13 protein-coding genes are annotated in these 13,820 nt (G+C 41.5%); 1 reads left to right on the top strand and 12 read right to left on the bottom strand.

Annotated elements, in window-relative coordinates:
* Nucleotides 1–136: 136 nt before the first annotated feature.
* The 4 genes from nusG to pbp2a form a co-directional block, all read right to left on the bottom strand.
* Entirely contained in the window at nt 137–673 is a 537-nt protein-coding gene (nusG, locus tag HMPREF1150_RS02285) for a transcription termination/antitermination protein NusG (RefSeq protein WP_002894018.1), read from the bottom strand.
* Nucleotides 674–1,000: 327 nt separating this feature from the next.
* Nucleotides 1,001–1,180: a preprotein translocase subunit SecE gene (gene secE / locus HMPREF1150_RS02290; RefSeq protein WP_002894022.1), complete on the bottom strand. Its 180-nt coding sequence runs from the start codon at nt 1,178–1,180 to the stop codon at nt 1,001–1,003.
* 9 nt (nt 1,181–1,189) lie between these two features.
* On the bottom strand, nt 1,190–1,342 hold the full coding sequence (gene rpmG, locus HMPREF1150_RS11890; protein ID WP_002894024.1) for a 50S ribosomal protein L33: 153 nt from the start codon (nt 1,340–1,342) through the stop codon (nt 1,190–1,192).
* A 68-nt stretch (nt 1,343–1,410) separates the two neighbouring features.
* Nucleotides 1,411–3,639, bottom strand: a complete 2,229-nt coding sequence (pbp2a, locus tag HMPREF1150_RS02295; RefSeq protein WP_009660207.1) for a penicillin-binding protein PBP2A — start codon at nt 3,637–3,639, stop codon at nt 1,411–1,413.
* A 176-nt stretch (nt 3,640–3,815) separates the two neighbouring features.
* Here pbp2a and HMPREF1150_RS02300 point away from each other — a divergent pair, with 176 nt between their 5' ends.
* Complete coding sequence (locus tag HMPREF1150_RS02300) at nt 3,816–4,691, top strand: RluA family pseudouridine synthase (RefSeq protein WP_009660186.1); 876 nt, start codon at nt 3,816–3,818, stop codon at nt 4,689–4,691.
* Between the two features lie 74 nt (nt 4,692–4,765).
* Here HMPREF1150_RS02300 and HMPREF1150_RS02305 read toward each other — a convergent pair whose 3' ends face one another.
* The 8 genes from HMPREF1150_RS02305 to HMPREF1150_RS02340 all read right to left on the bottom strand — a co-directional run bounded on the left by HMPREF1150_RS02305 (nt 4,766) and on the right by HMPREF1150_RS02340 (nt 13,812).
* The gene (locus tag HMPREF1150_RS02305; RefSeq protein ID WP_002908535.1) at nt 4,766–5,740 is read right to left on the bottom strand and encodes an acyltransferase; all 975 of its coding nucleotides are present in this window, start codon (nt 5,738–5,740) and stop codon (nt 4,766–4,768) included.
* Nucleotides 5,741–5,924: 184 nt separating this feature from the next.
* Nucleotides 5,925–6,941, bottom strand: a complete 1,017-nt coding sequence (galE, locus tag HMPREF1150_RS02310) for a UDP-glucose 4-epimerase GalE (RefSeq protein WP_002908534.1) — start codon at nt 6,939–6,941, stop codon at nt 5,925–5,927.
* 452 nt (nt 6,942–7,393) lie between these two features.
* Nucleotides 7,394–8,803, bottom strand: a complete 1,410-nt coding sequence (locus HMPREF1150_RS02315) for a lipopolysaccharide biosynthesis protein (protein WP_002908533.1) — start codon at nt 8,801–8,803, stop codon at nt 7,394–7,396.
* 10 nt (nt 8,804–8,813) lie between these two features.
* Entirely contained in the window at nt 8,814–9,899 is a 1,086-nt protein-coding gene (locus HMPREF1150_RS02320; RefSeq protein ID WP_032905699.1) for an NAD(P)-dependent oxidoreductase, read from the bottom strand.
* Nucleotides 9,880–10,602, bottom strand: a complete 723-nt coding sequence (gene ispD / locus HMPREF1150_RS02325) for a 2-C-methyl-D-erythritol 4-phosphate cytidylyltransferase (protein WP_002894037.1) — start codon at nt 10,600–10,602, stop codon at nt 9,880–9,882. Before ispD ends, HMPREF1150_RS02320 begins: the two co-directional genes overlap by 20 nt.
* Nucleotides 10,599–11,924, bottom strand: a complete 1,326-nt coding sequence (locus HMPREF1150_RS02330) for an O-antigen polymerase (protein WP_009660131.1) — start codon at nt 11,922–11,924, stop codon at nt 10,599–10,601. Before HMPREF1150_RS02330 ends, ispD begins: the two co-directional genes overlap by 4 nt.
* Nucleotides 11,924–12,847: a phosphorylcholine transferase LicD gene (locus HMPREF1150_RS02335; RefSeq protein WP_002907804.1), complete on the bottom strand. Its 924-nt coding sequence runs from the start codon at nt 12,845–12,847 to the stop codon at nt 11,924–11,926. The genes HMPREF1150_RS02330 and HMPREF1150_RS02335 overlap by 1 nt, the downstream gene beginning before the upstream one ends.
* Before the next feature lie 5 nt (nt 12,848–12,852).
* Complete coding sequence (locus tag HMPREF1150_RS02340; protein ID WP_009660244.1) at nt 12,853–13,812, bottom strand: glycosyltransferase family 2 protein; 960 nt, start codon at nt 13,810–13,812, stop codon at nt 12,853–12,855.
* Nucleotides 13,813–13,820 lie beyond the last annotated feature (8 nt).

Here is a 13,820-nt window from a genome sequence, read left to right as displayed (position 1 = left end):
CAAATGAAACAAACTAAAGACATTATTGACTCCGTCATTAAGGATAAGTAATCTCACACTTCGTTCCAAAAACACAAAAATCCAAGACTGAAAAAGTCTTGGATTTTATTTTTGACGAGGATAGCGGCTTCGTCAATTAAAGCTCTGCAATTTGGCTAAGATTAACTTCGGCCACGGTGTCATTACCAAACATGGAAATAATCATCTTGACTTTGTTATTATCAATCTCCGTAATCTTACCTGTATAGTCAGTAAAGGCACCATCGATGATTCGAACGGTATCCCCAACCTTGACATCCAAGTCAAATTCCTGCACTGTTTGACCCATGGAGATGAGAATGTTGCGAATCTCTTCTTCCAAGAGCGGCGTTGGTTTAGAGCGGTTTCCGTGTGACCCGACAAATCCTGTTACATTCGGAGTGTTCCGCACGACAAACCAAGCTTCATCTGTCATGACCATTTCCACCAAAACATAACCAGGGAAGCGATTTTCTTCGATTTCCTTGGTCTTGCCATTTTTCTCTACTTGCACGGTCTGAGTAGGGATTTCCACGCGCAAGATATTTTCCAGCATATTATAAGTCTGAGCGCGCTGCAAAAGATTTTCTTTTACCTTGTTTTCATAGCCTGAATAGGTCTGCAGTACAAACCAACCTTTGTCAAAACTATCCATGAGTTCATCCTTTCCTAAATAAAAAAGCCTGCGGGCTTCTGCTTCTTTCTAGCCCTATTATACCATAATTTCCTCAAATGCAAAGGAATTTAATAACTATTTTCCTGACAAATCAAAGTCTTGCAATTCTGCCCAAAAATTCTTGAATCAGCGTTGTCTAGTATGAGAAATTTTTATTTCAAACGATGAATTATAGATAGATTTGATTTTTTTGAAATTGTCGGCGCGTAAATAAGGACATACGCCAAAAATCCCACCTACTCACAATAGGTGGGACTTTGAATGATATGGCTGCCGCAAGATTCTTCTCTATTTCTACTTCAGTTGTTAAGAGAAAATATTCAGAATCTGGAATAGACCGCTTGCCACTACTTTGTCAAAGATATAGATGATCACTACAAAGAATGCAGTGTATTCCATGACAGAGATAAAATCTGTCCATCTTTCTTTTCGGGTAGGCCAAGTTGTATCTTTCAATAGTTTAAAAACATCTTTAAAGAATTTCACAACAATCTCCTATCTAGTTTCTTTATGCAGGGTGTATTTACTGCAATGCTTACAAAATTTATTAACTTCTAAACGCGTTGGTTTTGGAGTGCTACTGAGCTTAACCGAGTAGTTCCTAGAACCACAGACTGTACACGCTAGACTCGCTTTTTTTAATGCCATAACGCCTCCATCTTTCTTATTATAGCAGGATTCTATACTTTTGACAAGCCGTTCAGCTCTTTTAAATCCTATTGAAACCAGCTGGTAACAGTATCCCAAAGGTTTTTCGCTTTCTCAGGAATACCAGTGTCATCAATGGCTTTCTTGGCTTCATCCACCAGATTTTGAGCTCGGTCCTGAACGTCCTGCAGGAAGTCTTTGTTTTCAGTTGTAGTTCCCGTTTCTTCGGTACCATAGGTGTCCACAGGGGCAATGCCGTTGGCAGCATAGGCATTCTTCTGCCCTTCAAAGGAAGTTCCGTCTGTATATGGCAGGATGCTATTGGCAACATTTCGGAAAACCGCCGAGGCTTCATTCGCACTGGTCCCAGTTAGATAGTGGGTTTCATCAGTTTTTGGAAAGCCTAGCCACTGGCTGATAACCACATCCGGCGTATAACCAATAACCCATTGATCACCAGATAGATCTGGGTTAAAGTCCGTTTCAGTCGTACCGGTCTTACCAGCCATAGTATAGCCATACGGAGCCGCATAGATACCTGTACCGTTCGAGAAAGTCCCCAGCATCATGCTGTTCATCTTGTCAGTCGTTGAGCTATTGAGAACTCGGGTAGAGGTTTGGCGATGGGTCTTGACAACCTGACCGCTGGCATTTTCAATTTTTGTAATGAGATGGGCATCATTCATCACACCGCCGTTGGCAAAGACTGAATATGCCTGCGCCATCTGCATTGGATTGGTTGTAACTCCGCTTCCTAGCGCTACTCCCAAAGTCTTATCAACCTTGTCCATATTCAGACCAAACTTTTTCCCGTACTCAAAAGCCTTGTTAATGCCTAACTCATCTACAGTTGAAACAGCTGGAATGTTCAGAGATTCTGCCAAGGCTTGATACATTGGAACTTTAGGTGAGCTTTGGATATTGCCGTAGTTGTTAATGGTATAGTCGCCAAAGGTGGTTCTGGTATTATCCAGCTCCTTATCTGTCGGCCAACCAGCAGCTACGGCCGGACTGTAAGCAACCAAAGGCTTGATTGTAGAACCCGGGCTACGAGAGGACTGGGTTGCATAGTTAAAGCTTCTGAAGGTCGAGCCTTCTGCACTATTGACTCGTCCAACTAATGCCCGCACACCGCCAGTTTTTGGATCCAAGGCAACACTGCCCGATTCAGCCATAGTGCCATCTTCTGCTACAGGAAAGAGAGAGACATTGCTGTAAATAACCTGCATGCTGGCTTGGTAGTTCTGATCCAATTCAGTATAAATGCGATAGCCATTATTAACAATCTCTTCTTCTGTCAAGCCGTAGTCATTGACTGCTTCATTGATAACCGCATCGAAATAGGATGGATAGCGATAGTCTTCTGACTTACCGGCATAAGCATCAACCAGCTGGCCACCGATTCCTACAGCGGCAGCCTGATCGGCCGTCCCCTGATCAATAAAGCCTGCAGCAACCATATTTTGCAGCACCGTATCGCGGCGATTGGTCGCATTTTCAACCGAGTACAGGGGATTATAAATCTCTGGTCCCTTGAGCATACCAGCCAGAACAGCCGACTGGTCCAGACTGAGCTGACTAGCCGAAACTCCGAAATATTTCTTAGAGGCATCCTCCACACCCCAGACCCCATTTCCAAAATAGGAATTATTGAGGTACATGGTCAGGATTTCCTGCTTGCTGTATTTCTTATTAATTTCCAGAGCCAGGAAAAATTCCTTGGCTTTCCGTTCGATGGTCTGGTCCTGAGACAGATAAGCATTTTTGGCCAACTGCTGGGTAATGGTAGAACCCCCACCAGAGCGACCAGCTGTCAAAATGGCCAAGATAAAACGACTGTAGTTAATCCCGCCATTCTCATAGAAAGTCCGGTCCTCTGTCGCGATGACAGCATTCTGCAGGTCTTGACTAATCTCGGTCAGCTCAACATAAGTTCCTTTCTGACCAGACAGACTTCCCGCTTCATTACCATCCTTGTCAAAGATGAGCGTGGTAGCTTTGAGGGCATTCTGCAAATCCTTGACATTGGTCGTCTTAGCCACATAAAAGAGATAGCCGCCGACCACCAGACCAAAGGTCAAGCCGAGAATCAGGAATATCTTGGTCAGATGAAACCTGCGCCAAAAACGACGGATAGGATGCTGAGAGAGAGGTTTCTTCTTGGTCTTGCCCGAACGGCTGAGACCAGACTCAGCCTGCTCTTCTGTCAGCTCTACCTCCTCTGCTGCTTCTTTTTGAGGTTTCTGTATAGTAAAATAATCTACTAACTTTTCAAACAAATCTTTTAAATTCTTCATAAACCTTATTTTATCACCTTATTTAGGTGCAGACAAGAAAGTACCCTATTTCCTGTATGATTTTTAGTTATTTTTAAGAAAAAGAGTATATTAAATAGCCTTTTAAAAGCCTCTGCAGCAAGTCTTATCCGACACTGCCTATTTCCAAAGTTCTAGCTTTCTGCTACAATAAATGTATGAAATTTACACTGACTATCCCAGATGGACTGCCTGCCATGACAGTCAAAGAGCTGCTGGAAGAACAATTTCTCATTCCACGAAAAATTCGGCACTTTCTGCGGACCAAGAAGCATGTGTCTGTCAACGGTCTAAGTATCAATTGGCAGACTGTAGTCAAACCTGGAGATGATATCCGCCTGATATTTGATGAAGAGGATTATCCTCAAAAGACAATCTTGTTTGGAAATGGCGAACTCGTAGAAGAGCTCTATCAGGACCAGAACCTCATTATCGTCAATAAACCTGAGGGTATGAAAACCCATGCTAATGAACCAACAGAGCTAGCCCTGCTTAATCATGTTTCTGCCTATGTCGGTGAGACTTGCTATGTCATTCACCGGCTGGATAAAGAAACCAGCGGTGCTGTCCTCTTTGCCAAGAATCCCTTTGTCCTGCCCATCCTCAATCGGCTGCTGGAAAAGCGAGAAATCAGCCGCGAATATTGGGCTCTGGTCCAAGGCAAGTTCCCAAGCAAAAAGCTTATCTATAAAGACAAGATTGGCCGCGACCGCCATGACCGCAGGAAACGGCTGGTTGACCCCCGAAAAGGACTCTATGCAGAGACCCATGTGACTAGGGTCAAGCAATTTGGGCAGGCTGCCTTGGTCAAATGCCAACTCAAGACTGGACGCACCCATCAGATCCGTGTTCATCTAGCTCACCACGGACACCCACTTATCGGTGACCCCCTTTATCATCCGCAGCCCCAAGGGCGGCTTATGCTTCACGCCCATCGGCTGACCTTCACCCACCCTTTTACGCTGGAAAAAATCACCGTCGAAGCCCACTCTGACAGTTTTGAAAAAGTATTGAGCAGTCTGAACGCAAGATAGACTAAGAAAAGCAACAGTATGGTCTGTTGCTTTTAGTTTGGAGTCAAAGCGAGGATAAGCTATGACAGCTTACATCACTGAGCCGGAAGTGCACTGATAAGTCTGGGCCGGATGGCTTTCTGAAAAACTATGCTCAGCAAGTAAGACAGTAAGAAAATGATAAAAAAGCCAAAACTATAAATGGTATTCCGAGGCATTATCGACCTGAAAATGAAGATAATAAAAGGATGGATGATATAAATCATGGTGGCGTACTTTTTGGCAATATTATTCAAAATCGGAATATCAATATTGGTCCCGTTTCTGACCGCATAGAGGAAAATTGCACTGGAAGACAAAAGGGTACTGGGATAGAGGTCGTACTCCGTACCCATGAAACAGTACTCAAGCAAAATCAAAGCCGCTATTCCCAAGCCAATCGCCCATTTCCTGACAGAAGACAAGTCGTAGGCTAAAATCCGGTCCCGATGCTTGGCAAACTGCATGCCTAAAATGAAAAAGGGAAGCCCCATAAACAGGAAGTTGCGATAGTAAAATTCACTGTCTGTATTGAACTCGATACAAAAGGCCAAAACTAACAAGAATAAGGACACACCAAAGCTAGTTAAACGGTGGAAATGATTATAAAAAACCAGATAAAGCGTGTAGATATAGGAGATAGCCAGCAAATACCAAGTCGGTGTAGCAGCTGAACCAATCAAGTCTCTGGGACTGTTAAAGAGGAAAAAGTCTGCAAAATCAGACAGGTCTATAGATGCCATCTTTTCTGTTAGTTCTCTGGTCAGCACTAGGTTGACAAAATGCACGATTGTGTAAAATAGGAGACTGGCAGCTGTCAAAAGGAGCATCTGCTTGAGACGATACTTGACCTTATCCCTGGAAATATTAAAGGAAAAATAGCCCGACAGCATCATGAAAAAGGGAACTGCAAAGCGGGCCACAATTTGATAAAAAACGCCAAATTGCCCCGGCAGCAGAAAGTGTAAGGAAACAATACTAAAGCAAGCTAGGGCCTTAAAAGCGTGCAAAGTTGTGTTTTCAGTCTTCATGCAGACATTATAGCATGTTTATTATTACAGCTCATCAAGACCAGATTACACGCCCATTAAAAAACATATCAATTGATGACATTCTTTAAAAAGTTTTGCATCTGCAGGAGAAGACAGCTCTTATATAGAAAAACTCTTCTGCACTATTACATGAGAGTTTTATTCACCTGACTGATATTCTATGTTAGCTTTCATAGCCATTAGGATTTGAGCTTTGCCATCTCCAAGAATCTCGCATCATATCTTGGAGAGTTTTCTCAGCTTTCCAGCCCAAAATGTCATGCGCTTTGCTTGCATCAGCATAGCAAGTCGCCACATCTCCAGGTCGTCTATTCTTGATAACATAAGGAATTTTCACACCATTGACATTTTCAAAGGCCTTAACCATATCCAGTACACTATAACTAGTTCCTGTACCAAGATTGAAAACAGCGACGCCCTTGTTTTCTAAATTATGTTTCAAAGACAAAACATGGCCCTTGGCTAAGTCGACTACATGGATATAATCTCGCACTCCTGTACCATCATGCGTATCATAATCATTTCCGAAAATGCTAAGCTCTTGCAATTTACCGACCGCAACCTGAGTAATATAAGGCATGAGGTTATGAGGAATTCCATTTGGTGCCTCACCAATCAGACCAGACTCATGAGCACCAATTGGATTGAAGTAACGAAGATTAGTCACAGACCAATCTGAATGTGCAAGAGCAAGATCCGTCAAAATCTGCTCCATCATCAGCTTAGTATAGCCGTAGGGATTGATTGCTGAAGTAGATAAATCTCCTGTCAAGGATAGACCATGATTCATTCTATAGACCGTGGCACTGGAGCTAAAGATGATATGTTCTACCTTGTGCTCTTTCATAACTTCAAGAAGAGCAATACCAGCACTGACATTATTTTCGTAATATTTAAGTGGTTCCCGCACCGATTCTTCTACTGATTTATAGGCCGCTAAATGAATGACTGCGTCAATGTGATTGTCTTCGAAAATCTGGTTCATCAGATCTTTATCAGAAATCGAACCCTTGTAAAACGGGATGTTCACACCAGTGATAGTTTCTAAGCGCTCTAGCACTTCTGGTGAGCTATTCGAAAAGTTATCCACGATAATAGCTTCATAGCCCGCTGCGGCTAGTTCAACCACTGTGTGACTGCCTATATATCCCGCTCCACCTGTAACTAAAATTTTTTTCATAGGACACCTCTTCTTGCCAATCCTAAAGTTCTCTTTAATTTTACTATTGCAACTAACAGGTATTTCTCTTTCTATAGTTGACCGCCGAATTCTGCACTTACTTAAAATACCAAAAACTAGCCCAATTTGCTATCCTAGCAGCTCTGCTCTCCAGATGTCTTTTGAAATCTCTTCATGGTAGAATCACTTGCAAAACCATTTATATTCCCAGGCATAAAGAACGGAATTATTTTAGCTAATTTCTAGTTATCCTCAAAAATACCATAATCCGCAATAAGTTACTGGAAAAATTGTCTTTCATTTCCACTATATACAATGTATAGTTCAGCAAACTGATTGTAGCCAGAGTAACTTTATAAGTAGCTTTGTATACTAATGCTACATTACAAACCTAAAAAGCCCAGACAGGGCTTAGCGTTTAGATTGTTAAACTATTTATAATTTCTCGAGCATCAACGAGCCCGCAATTGTTGGAGCAGACCTTTCAAACTTTTGTATTTGTAAATGCTATAGGTCAGATAGACAAATCCGTAGGCTGCTGCAGCTAGATAAACTGATAAAAACCAATTCGAAGCAATAAATACAAGTGTCATTAGCAACTCAACCCAGATATCTTTGACAACCTCGATCTGCATCCTCTTGGCTAAGATTAGCTCTGCCAGTATACTCCTAGTCGCCAGCAACAGCACGATAGACAGAACCGTAGCATTCAGATTGCGCAGAAAAACTGCAAAAATCAAGGTAGTAGCAAAGCTTAAGAGCATGGCAATTACATTTACTTTAAAAATCTGCCTCTCCATTCGTAAGGCTTTTAAGTAGGTATTGATAAGCAGAGCCATCTTGCCCTCGTAGACAGACATAGGAAAGACCAGAGCCATAAATATCAAGGACTCTCTGTAAGCCGGTAGCCAGCTGTCCAAAGCTATTTTCAGGGGATAATACAGCAAAAGCACTCCAAACATAAGAACCATAAGGATATTCCGCAACTGATTGTAAATCTTAGGCAACTTGCTTTCGTCCGTCCGTTTCAAAATCGGAAAGATGACCAAACCGATAGCGTTGATAAAGGTCATCAGCAGATTGGAAATGCTCAAGGTCAAGGATACTTTCCCAAATGTAGCAATGTTCCATACCTTTTGAATCCCCATTCGAACCGTTCCGATAATGAGCATACTGGCTACATTTGATAGCATCAGATTGATACCGACAGCAATATTGCGAACTGTTTCCCGTATATCAAGCTTAAACTGATTGAGAGGTCGCAGGGCCATATCTCGGCATAGATACATGGCATAAAAAAGAGAAACAACTCTACCAATCAAATCTGCATAGACCATAATTTTGAAGTCTCGGAAACCCATGAAAATAAAGACCAGTAAGAGCAGTAAATAGAGGAGTCGGTCTCCACTGACAACATAAGAACTTTCCTTTAGTCGATTAGTCATCTGCAAAACGTACACAAAGAGAAAGCGCAGATTGGTGACCAACATAGTATAAACCAAAAGTATAAAAACAAACCGACTGCTCTCATCTCTAATAAAGGCAGAAGTTCCTAAGAAAAATAAAATTCCAATCCCTGTCAGATAGATCAAAAGCATGATAAACTGAGAGAAAAACTTTTCTTTATCCAGATCATCATACTCCAAACCACCGTAGCGAAGGTAGATTCCGTCCACCCAGCCCAGATGAACAAAACCGGCATAAGATAAGTAAAAAATATAGAGTTGCCAGTAGCCATACTCCTCTACACCCATAATCTTAGGCAAAATCAAGACAACCAGAGAAGAAACTATCACTGTCAGCAAATTGGACAAGACAACATAGGAAAAATTAGCTATTATTTTTTTAAATCCACCAGACAAATTTGCCCTCCTATTCCTTCCTATCTGCTGCCATGCTCTCAATTAACCGTAAAAACATGGTTTCTAAATCAGTATGAGCTTGCCAGCCTAAATTCTCAAGCTTGTCCGTATTAAGACGAATCTTAACTGTCGGATTATAGCCTAGCTTTTCCACATCTTCTGCCAAATCAAAAACTAACTTCGTTTCATTGCTACCACTTAGCTCAATAACCATTTCCGCCATCTCACAAATGGAAATAGCCGTTTCTTTATTGGCAACATTATAAGCTTGCCCTGCTTGGCCTTTCAGCAGAATGTAAAATATGGCTTCAATAGCATCTTTGGTATAGCAGTAGTTCCGAAAAGTCTCCCCTTTAGTTCGGAGGATAATATCACTCTTTTCAAGGACAGCACGCGCAAACTGTGCAAAAACTCTGTTGTCTTCATAGCTCACACCTGGGCCAAAAGTTTGTGATAAACGAGCCATTTTCACTGGCACCTGATACTGATGACGATAGCCTACACACAAGGACTCTGCCATGCGCTTGCTTTCCGAATAACTGCTGCGGACACTGGTTGGATCCAAATAACCGTAATCTTTCTCGCTAATGCTGGAAGCATCTGGATTTGTCGTCCCATAGACTTCCAGAGAAGAGAGATAGACCATACTGCGAACCTGCTTATTTTTAGCCATCTCCAGCAGTTTTTTCGTTCCATTTACGGCTAGATCAATTGTCTCCACAGGATGCTCAACGAAAAAAGAGGAGTCCGTCGCACTGGCTCCATGGATAATATAATCCAAATCCTCCTCTATCTGCCAATCTGACAGCAAGTCAGCATACACTAGCTGCAGATTCTCACTATGTAAAAAATCTTGAAATAGATCTTCCGCTTTTTCCTGATTTCGGGCCAAGGCCACTACTCTGATATTGGCATCGTACAAATCGTTTAAAGCCATCAAAGCGGAAATACAGTGTCTGCCTATAAGTCCTGTTGCTCCGGTTACCAAGACTGTAACATTTCTCAGTTCTCTAAGAATAGGACTGACAGTAGCTAGGTCTTCCATATCCTTTTGTAAAATTGTATTTTTTCCCATATCAACCAAAAATTTGTGCATTCTCGCGCGCTTCGTAAATCGCTCTAAAAATATAAAAATCAGAGGGAGTCGTAATTTTGATATTTTCGCTGCCCCCCATGACTGTATGCAGAGGGAGTCCAAAATAACGAGCCAGTGTCGCAGAATCCGTCATATCAAACTGATTCTCTGCCTGAGCTTTTAAATGCAGGGAGTGAATCTTTGAAAGTGCAAAGGTTTGAGGGGCGACAGCTGTCTGACAAGTGGAACGCTCGATAACCTGATTAATAACATCCGCCTCATCGACCTGAATAACCGTTTCGATAACCGGCTTAACCGTAATAGCTGCCCCATACTTTTTGGCCGCCTCAATATTTTTAGAAATGATTCCCCCGTCAATCAAGGGGCGAACACCATCATGAATCAACACATAGTCGTCATCGTTCTTGTACTTTTCCCGTAAGACAGATAGACCATTAAAAATAGACATTTGGCCAGTCTCTCCACCAGGAACCACTTGACTGACTTTTTTAATATTGAATCGAGCTAATAAATCTCTGCAATAATCCAGCCAGCCGTCTACACAGACAACCACAATGTCCGATACTGCCGGATGGTCTTCAAAATGCTCAATCGTATGAATAATAATAGGCTTACCGTGCAACTCTAAAAACTGCTTGGGCAAGGTCTTGGTATTCATGCGGCTGCCTGTGCCGCCTGCGAATATCAGAGCTGATGTCGTCATACCGATACTTTCCTTCCTCTCGTTGTAAATCGTACTCTACTCAGTAAATCAGCTGCCATATAAATCACAAAAGCATAGATAATCCGATTAATATGGGTTGTCAGCAATGACAGCAACGTTTCCTGAAAGAATGAAATGACCAAAGGATACGCAAATAAAGCGAAAACAATAACCTTTAGCGGGGTGAAATAGCGTTTTTTGATAGAATAGTAGAAACTTCCGTAAAAGAAGCCATATAAAAGCTGAAAGATAGGGACTGAGAAATAGCCAAAATCCTTGATAAAGTAGTAATAAATTGTGTAAACATTGGTTTTATCGTCGTTAAAATGAACAACAGGCAGGAAAGGTGTCAGCTCATGACTAGACAGACCAAGGGATTTCAATGTTCCATAGATAGCAATAAGAGTATTTTCTCCAAAGACTTGATTATCGCTATAAAGAGTAGGATTTTTTAGATAATAGTCTAAAGCCTGAATGGGTGAACCCATATATTTAACCAAATTATCCAAAATTCCGAACTCTGCCCGACTATCCACTCGATTGAGAACAAAGGTTCCAACCGCCATAAATAAGACAAGGAATACAAATCCAATTATCAGCAAAGAGCGAAAAAGCTTGACACCATACCTACTGTCTCTCCACGAATAATACTTCGAGAAAAACAGCATATACACAATAGCATAGCCTGCAACCAAGCCCAGCAACTCCGTACGTCCAGTAGACAAGAGAGAAATACCTAAAGAAATCAGACTAACCAGCAGTAACTTGCCCTTGTAAAAAATGCCATCTTTTCCTGAAAAAAGAGATTCACAGAAAAAGTAGAAGAAAACAATTCCTAAGGAAAAGTTAACCCGCAACAAATTGAGGCTAAGACGACTAAGAGAGAAATCATAATTTGTGGTCATATGCCGAGCCAATTCAATGGTTTTAAACAATCCCCCAGGTACCTGCTTGCTCTGTGCCGCCAAGTAAAGCAAATCGGAATAAATAAACCTGACCGCATAAGCCAAAAATAAGAGAACTAAAATAATGAAAAAAGTACTCACCTTTATTTGACTAGGTTTGGCGTCCAACTTTTTCTCAGCAAACAAATTCGATGACAAGAGGACTCCCATTAAAAAAATGGTATTTCCAACAAAGATAACAGTGACCGTTATCAGAGAAAGTCCCTCTCCCCATTTGGATGAATAAAATGCAGTAAAAATGCTTGCTATCATCCATATTGCCAGATATATAAAAGCCGGGTTAGCATAGTCTCTTCCTACTGTTTTGATTGTCAAAAACAATAGGAAAAGGCCACCCAAAATTAGTAAAAAAACCATTATCTTCCTTCTATTAATTCAACCCAATTATCTCTCAGTCTGACATGACGTTCTGTCTGTTCTTTTCTTTCAGGCGGTGTCATGTAATCACCGTAGCGATTGGTCAGATACTTGTCCGCATCATTAGGTCCATCGAACTCATAGCCTTCAAAGGAATACTTCTTAGCTGGATAGAAACTTTCATAGTCGATTGTCTCTCCCAGATAGCCTTTTACACCATAAGCAATTGTTATTTTTGAAGTCTTCTTATTAGACTGGATGAGTTTTTCCATCAACTTATACATATTAGCCGGCCCCATGATAAAAGAAGGGAAGCCTATCAGTCTTCTAATCCAAAGATTTTGTCTGAGTTCTTTGGATTCTTTAGCCATATAGGTCAGATGCGGAGTAAACTTCGTATAGCAGCGTGAGCTATTGTGTGACAAATCCAAGGCTCTGAATAGAAGACCCTTGAGCTTGCGAAGCATGTTATTCTCTGGGACAAAGTCAATTGGCAGCATATCAAGATAAAGATGTTTCTTTTTACTGAAACCCTCTCCTAAAACATCATAGTAAGTCAGTGACTTGCTCTGCAGCTTTAGAACCTTAAAGACACTGTCTGTCGCATCCGCAGGAGAGATCAGCTCGAAGTCCTCGCTGTCCGCAAAGATTTCCTGCAGACGATTGTAGTCCTCTCGGAACATCACCAAGTCGATATCATCGTCCCAAGGGATGTAGCCCCCATGTCGCAAAGAACCAATCAAGGTCCCTGCAACCATGTAGGAATGAATATGATGCCGACGACATTCTGCATCAAATTTTTTATACATTTGTAAATAGGCTTTTTGTAAAACCTTTAATTTATCATCCGTAATTTTCTGATACATGGGGCTGAAGCGTTCTCCCAAAGCCAACTCCCATTCAATCTTACTGGTTCCTCTCATTTTTCTTACCTCCCAAACTTTTTCAATAATCTCCTAGCAAGTCCATTCAGTGAATAGGTGTATACCAAATCACTGATGAAATCTTTTATTGTTCGATACTCCCTTATTTGAAACATTAGGCCCAAAGCCCAAAATGGATTTCTAGACTGTAATAATTTCAGTCTAAGATTGGTCAAGGCCAAAGCCCTAGCAAGCTGGCGATGAGCCGCCTCAGAAATCTGACGCTCTTCTGCGATTTTTTGCACGGACTCATAGCGACTGATGACCTTCTGTAAATAGTTAATCCTAGATAACCTTGTTTTATTAAAACTGAGCGACGACGCAGACTGGGTTACATTTGCCTGATGAATGCGATGCTGATCTAGTAGCTGGTCCAAGCAAACAACTTTTCCATACAATGGAGCCAGCATACCAAATAAAACATCATGATAATCAAATCCAGGATAATCCGTATACTGTTGCTCTAAAATATCCGTCAGTACCGACTTTCTAAAAGCTGTCTGATAACCTGACGGCCATTTTTTTAGAAGCCAAGCTAGATCTCTTTCTTGACTTTCTCCTGAAACCTTGGGCTCCTTGATGACCTGACCATTTTGATCAATCAAGTAAGACTGGCCATACACCATAGCAACGTCTGTTTCTAACAGTACTTTCTGCAAGGCAGCTGTTTTATCAGGCAGCCATTTATCATCCTGATCAGCGAAAAAAACAATATCATGCTCAGCCAGACTCGCTAATTTTATAAAAGTTCGATAATGACCCAAATTTTCCTGATTTTCAATCAGCTGCCAATCCGTCAGTTGATGCTTGATGATGTAATCCCTGATTAACACCGCTGTCTGATCTGTCGAACAGTCATCACAGATAATGACCTGATCAGGCTTCAGCTTTTGAGTGCGGATAGAGTCTAGTTGCTCCAAAATAAAATCCGCCCCATTATAGGTCGCCATCACGACAGAAATCATTTCTCCCT

The sequence above is a fragment of the Streptococcus sp. AS14 genome (assembly GCF_000286495.1).
Taxonomy (GTDB): Bacteria; Bacillota; Bacilli; order Lactobacillales; family Streptococcaceae; genus Streptococcus; species Streptococcus sanguinis_P.
The sequence above is the reverse complement of the archived record's forward strand: the minus strand, read 5'-3'. Positions and strand labels throughout refer to the sequence as shown.

Coding starts and splice junctions, on each gene's coding strand:
- nusG (WP_002894018.1), bottom strand. CDS start 673: ATGGATAGTTTTGACAAAGGTTGGTTTGTACTGCAGACCTATTCAGGC.
- rpmG (WP_002894024.1), bottom strand. CDS start 1,342: ATGGCATTAAAAAAAGCGAGTCTAGCGTGTACAGTCTGTGGTTCTAGG.
- pbp2a (WP_009660207.1), bottom strand. CDS start 3,639: ATGAAGAATTTAAAAGATTTGTTTGAAAAGTTAGTAGATTATTTTACT.
- HMPREF1150_RS02300 (WP_009660186.1), top strand. CDS start 3,816: ATGAAATTTACACTGACTATCCCAGATGGACTGCCTGCCATGACAGTC.
- HMPREF1150_RS02305 (WP_002908535.1), bottom strand. CDS start 5,740: ATGAAGACTGAAAACACAACTTTGCACGCTTTTAAGGCCCTAGCTTGC.
- galE (WP_002908534.1), bottom strand. CDS start 6,941: ATGAAAAAAATTTTAGTTACAGGTGGAGCGGGATATATAGGCAGTCAC.
- HMPREF1150_RS02320 (WP_032905699.1), bottom strand. CDS start 9,899: ATGCACAAATTTTTGGTTGATATGGGAAAAAATACAATTTTACAAAAG.
- ispD (WP_002894037.1), bottom strand. CDS start 10,602: ATGACGACATCAGCTCTGATATTCGCAGGCGGCACAGGCAGCCGCATG.
- HMPREF1150_RS02330 (WP_009660131.1), bottom strand. CDS start 11,924: ATGGTTTTTTTACTAATTTTGGGTGGCCTTTTCCTATTGTTTTTGACA.
- HMPREF1150_RS02335 (WP_002907804.1), bottom strand. CDS start 12,847: ATGAGAGGAACCAGTAAGATTGAATGGGAGTTGGCTTTGGGAGAACGC.
- HMPREF1150_RS02340 (WP_009660244.1), bottom strand. CDS start 13,812: ATGATTTCTGTCGTGATGGCGACCTATAATGGGGCGGATTTTATTTTG.